The following is a 3,436-nucleotide window of genomic DNA, read 5'->3' as shown; positions in this document are numbered from 1 at the left end:
CCGCCCCCGACGCACTTCCTACGGCTCCCTACCGCTTCCTAGCGCTCCCTACCGCCGGTAGAGCGGCTCCCCCGGCAGCTCCGCGCTCGCCGGCAGCACCGCGAGGTCCAGCCCGCGGTCCAGCCGCACCCGCAGCACCGGGTCGGCGGCCACCGCCCGCCCGACCCGCTGCACGGCCGCCTGCAGCCCGTCCTGGTCCAGCGCCGGGTCGAACACCACCGCGAGCACCCCGTCCGCACCCTCCGAGGCCGCCAGCAGCCCGGTGAGCACCTGCGGCTCGGCCGCCAGCAGCCCGCGGACCGCCTCGCGCACCTCCGGGTCCCGGGCCGGCGGCAGGAACGGGCGGTTCTCCGCGAGCGCCCGCAGCCGGGCACCGCTCAGCTGGAACGGCACCGGCCCGGCCGGGTCGACCAGCAGGGTGTCGGCGCGCTCGGAGAAGGCGACCATCGCGGCCTGCGGGGCCGCCGTCGGCGCCGGGCGGGCGTCGGCACGCCAGCGGGCGAGCGAGTCGAGCGAGGTGAAGGCCGGCAGCGCGCGGCGCCCGTCCGGGGCCTCCAGCACCGGGACGGCCATGTCGCTGGTCTTCTCGTGCTTGTGCCCGTGCGCGTCCACCTCGACCTCGCCGAGGATCGCGACGATCGGGACCATCAGCCGGGTGGGGGTCAGCGCCGCCAGCACCTCCGGCTCGGCCGCGCGGTCCTGCGACCAGCGGGCGAGGGCCTCGGCGAGCGCCGGGTCGGCGGTGCCGTCGTCGTCGGAGAAGCCGGGGTTCGGGATGCCCTTGCCGACGAACGCCGGGTTGGAGAAGTCTTTGCGGTCCACCCGCCCGACCCTATGCCACCGCGCGCGAGCCGCCCCATTTCCCTGCACGCGGGGCCTACCCACCGGTAGTGCGGTGTGGCACCCTGCGCCCATGGTGATCCTCGACGCACCCGCGACCGCCCCCACCCCGGTCTCCGACCGCCTCCGGTACGACCGGGCCACCGCGCACCTGGACGGGCCGGTGGCCGTCGTCGACCTCGCCGCCTTCGACGCCAACGCCGCCGACCTGGTGCGCCGGGCCGCCGGCAAGCCGGTCCGGGTGGCCAGCAAGTCGGTGCGCTGCCGGGCGCTGCTGGACCGCGCGCTGGCCGTGGACGGCTTCGCCGGGGTGATGAGCTACACCCTCGACGAGTCGCTCTGGCTGGCCCGCACCGGCGTGCGCGACGTCCTGCTCGCCTACCCCTCCGCCGACCGGGCCTGCTACACCGAGCTGACCGCCGATCCGGCGCTCGCCAACGAGGTCACCGTCGTCCTCGACGACCCCGCCCAGCTGGACCTGATCGACAAGGCCCGTGGCGGCGACGCCGAGGTGCGGGTCTGCCTGGAGCTGGACACCGCGCTGCACCTGCTCGGCGGGCGGGTCCGGGTGGGCGCCCGGCGCTCCCCGCTGCGCACCCCCGAGGACCTCGGCGCCTTCGCCGAACTCGTCCAGCACCGCCGGGGCTTCCGGGTGGTCGGCCTGATGGCCTACGAGGGGCACGTCGCCGGGGTGGGCGACCAGGTGCCCGGCCGGCCGCTGCGCTCGCAGCTGATCCGGCTGATGCAGGCCAGGGCCAGGACCGAACTGGCCGAGCGGCGGGCGGCCGTGGTCCGGCGGCTGCGGCGGGTGGCCGAGCTGGAGTTCGTCAACGGCGGCGGTACCGGCAGCGTGGAGTCCACCGTGGCCGAGCGCGCGGTCACCGAGGTCGCGGCGGGCTCCGGGCTCTACCTGCCCCGGCTGTTCGACAACTACCGCTCGTTCCAAGGCCGTCCGGCCGCACTGTTCGGTCAGCCGGTGGTGCGCCGCCCCGGCGTCGGCGTGGTGACGGTGCTCGGCGGCGGCTACCCCGCCTCCGGCGCGGCCGGCCCGGACCGCTCGCCGGTGCCGTACCTGCCGCAGGGGCTGCGCTACGACCCGATGGAGGGCGCCGGGGAGGTGCAGACCCCGCTGCTCGGCGCGGCCGCGGACGACCTGCTGATCGGCGACCGGGTCTGGTTCCGGCACGCCAAGGCGGGCGAACTGTGCGAGCGCTTCACCGAACTGCACCTGATCGAGGGCGACCGGATCGTCCGGACCGTCCCGACGTACCGGGGCGAGGGGAAGGCGTTCCTGTGACCGGCGCGGCCTGACCGCCCGAACGGCCGTCCGACGACCTTTCCGGAGCCTTAAGCGGGCCCGATGGAACGCCTAACCCGGCCGTTCCGTCGGGCCTTTGCCCTGTTCGGGGGCCTACAGTCCGTCAGGAAGCGTGGCACGCACGACTATTGCCAGCTGGTCCAGACCAATCATACGCTCTGGCCAGGGGTCCGCGGTCCGGGCCGGCGGCCCCCGAACGGGCAGGCGTGTCCGCTCCCCCCACACTCGCCCGGAACGACGGTCAAGGAGTCCCCACCCCATGTCCATCAAGCGAAGTGCCCTGTCCGTCGGCGCGGTCGGCGCCGCGGCCCTCGCGGTGGCCGTTTCCACCGCAGGCACCGCCAGCGCCCACGGCACCATGACCAACCCGGTCAGCCGGGTCGCCGCCTGCTACGCCGAGGGCCCCGAGCACCCGGTGTCCCAGATCTGCAAGGACCTCGTCGCCGCGAGCGGCACCCAGCCGCTGTACGACTGGAACGAGGTCAACATCGCCAACGCGGCCGGCAACCACCAGGCGCTGATCCCGGACGGCAAGCTCTGCTCGGCCAACCGCGACAAGTACCAGGCCCTGGACTGGCCGCGCACCGACTGGCCGGCCACCGCCGTCAAGGCGGGCGCCTTCACCTTCCAGTTCCGCACCACCGCGCCCCACGTGGGCACCCAGACCGTCTACATCACCAAGCCGGGCTACGACCCCACCAAGCCGCTGAAGTGGTCGGACCTCGACCCGACGCCGGTCGCCCAGGTGCAGGTCGACCGCACCGCCACCAACGGCTTCTACACCTACGCCGGCACCCTGCCGCAGCGCACCGGCCGCCAGCTGCTGTACACGGTCTGGCAGCGCAGCGACAGCCCGGAGGCGTTCTACAGCTGCTCCGACGTCGACTTCGGCGCGGCCACCGCGGCCGGCGCCCCGGCCGTCTCGGCGCTCACCGCGCAGGCCCCGGCCGCGCCCAGCGACGCGCAGATCGCGGCCGACGCACCCAAGTCCACGGTCGCCCACCACGGCCACGGCGGCGACCCCAACTCCCCGGCCGGCGCCGTGATCCCGACCGCCGCCGCAGCCGTCGGCACGTCGGCCACCGGCCCGCTGCTGCTGGCCGGCGCCGCCGCGATCAGCGTGGGCTGGGCCGGCATGGTGCTCCGGCGCCGTCGCGTCGAGGCTGTTCGACGCGACTCCTGACGCCGGACGCGGGGCCGGGGCGGCCAAACCCCCGTCCGGCCCGGTTCCGCGGCTCCACCCAGTCCGGAACGAACGGCGGCGGCCCACCCGGAGAG

Annotated in this window: 3 protein-coding genes; 2 read left to right on the top strand and 1 reads right to left on the bottom strand. The window is 75.4% G+C overall.

What is annotated here, in order from left to right:
• Positions 1–48: 48 nt before the first annotated feature.
• Positions 49–822 carry an SseB family protein gene (locus ACFV61_RS11620; RefSeq protein ID WP_063346862.1) on the bottom strand — a complete coding sequence of 258 codons (774 nt, stop codon included), beginning with the start codon at positions 820–822 and terminating at the stop codon, positions 49–51.
• Between the two features lie 91 nt (positions 823–913).
• On the opposite strand from ACFV61_RS11620, the gene ACFV61_RS11615 reads away from it, so the two are divergent.
• Together ACFV61_RS11615 and ACFV61_RS11610 are read left to right on the top strand one after the other, a co-directional pair.
• A complete protein-coding gene (locus ACFV61_RS11615) occupies positions 914–2,137 on the top strand; it encodes an alanine racemase (RefSeq protein WP_380491349.1) in 1,224 nt (407 codons plus the stop codon).
• A gap of 280 nt (positions 2,138–2,417) precedes the next feature.
• Entirely contained in the window at positions 2,418–3,341 is a 924-nt protein-coding gene (locus ACFV61_RS11610) for a lytic polysaccharide monooxygenase (protein ID WP_063346864.1), read from the top strand.
• Positions 3,342–3,436 lie beyond the last annotated feature (95 nt).

The sequence above is a fragment of the Kitasatospora sp. NPDC059817 genome (assembly GCF_042731835.1).
Classification (GTDB): Bacteria; Actinomycetota; Actinomycetes; order Streptomycetales; family Streptomycetaceae; genus Kitasatospora.
Note: the sequence above shows the minus strand (reverse complement) of the source record. Positions and strands in the feature narration are given on the sequence as shown.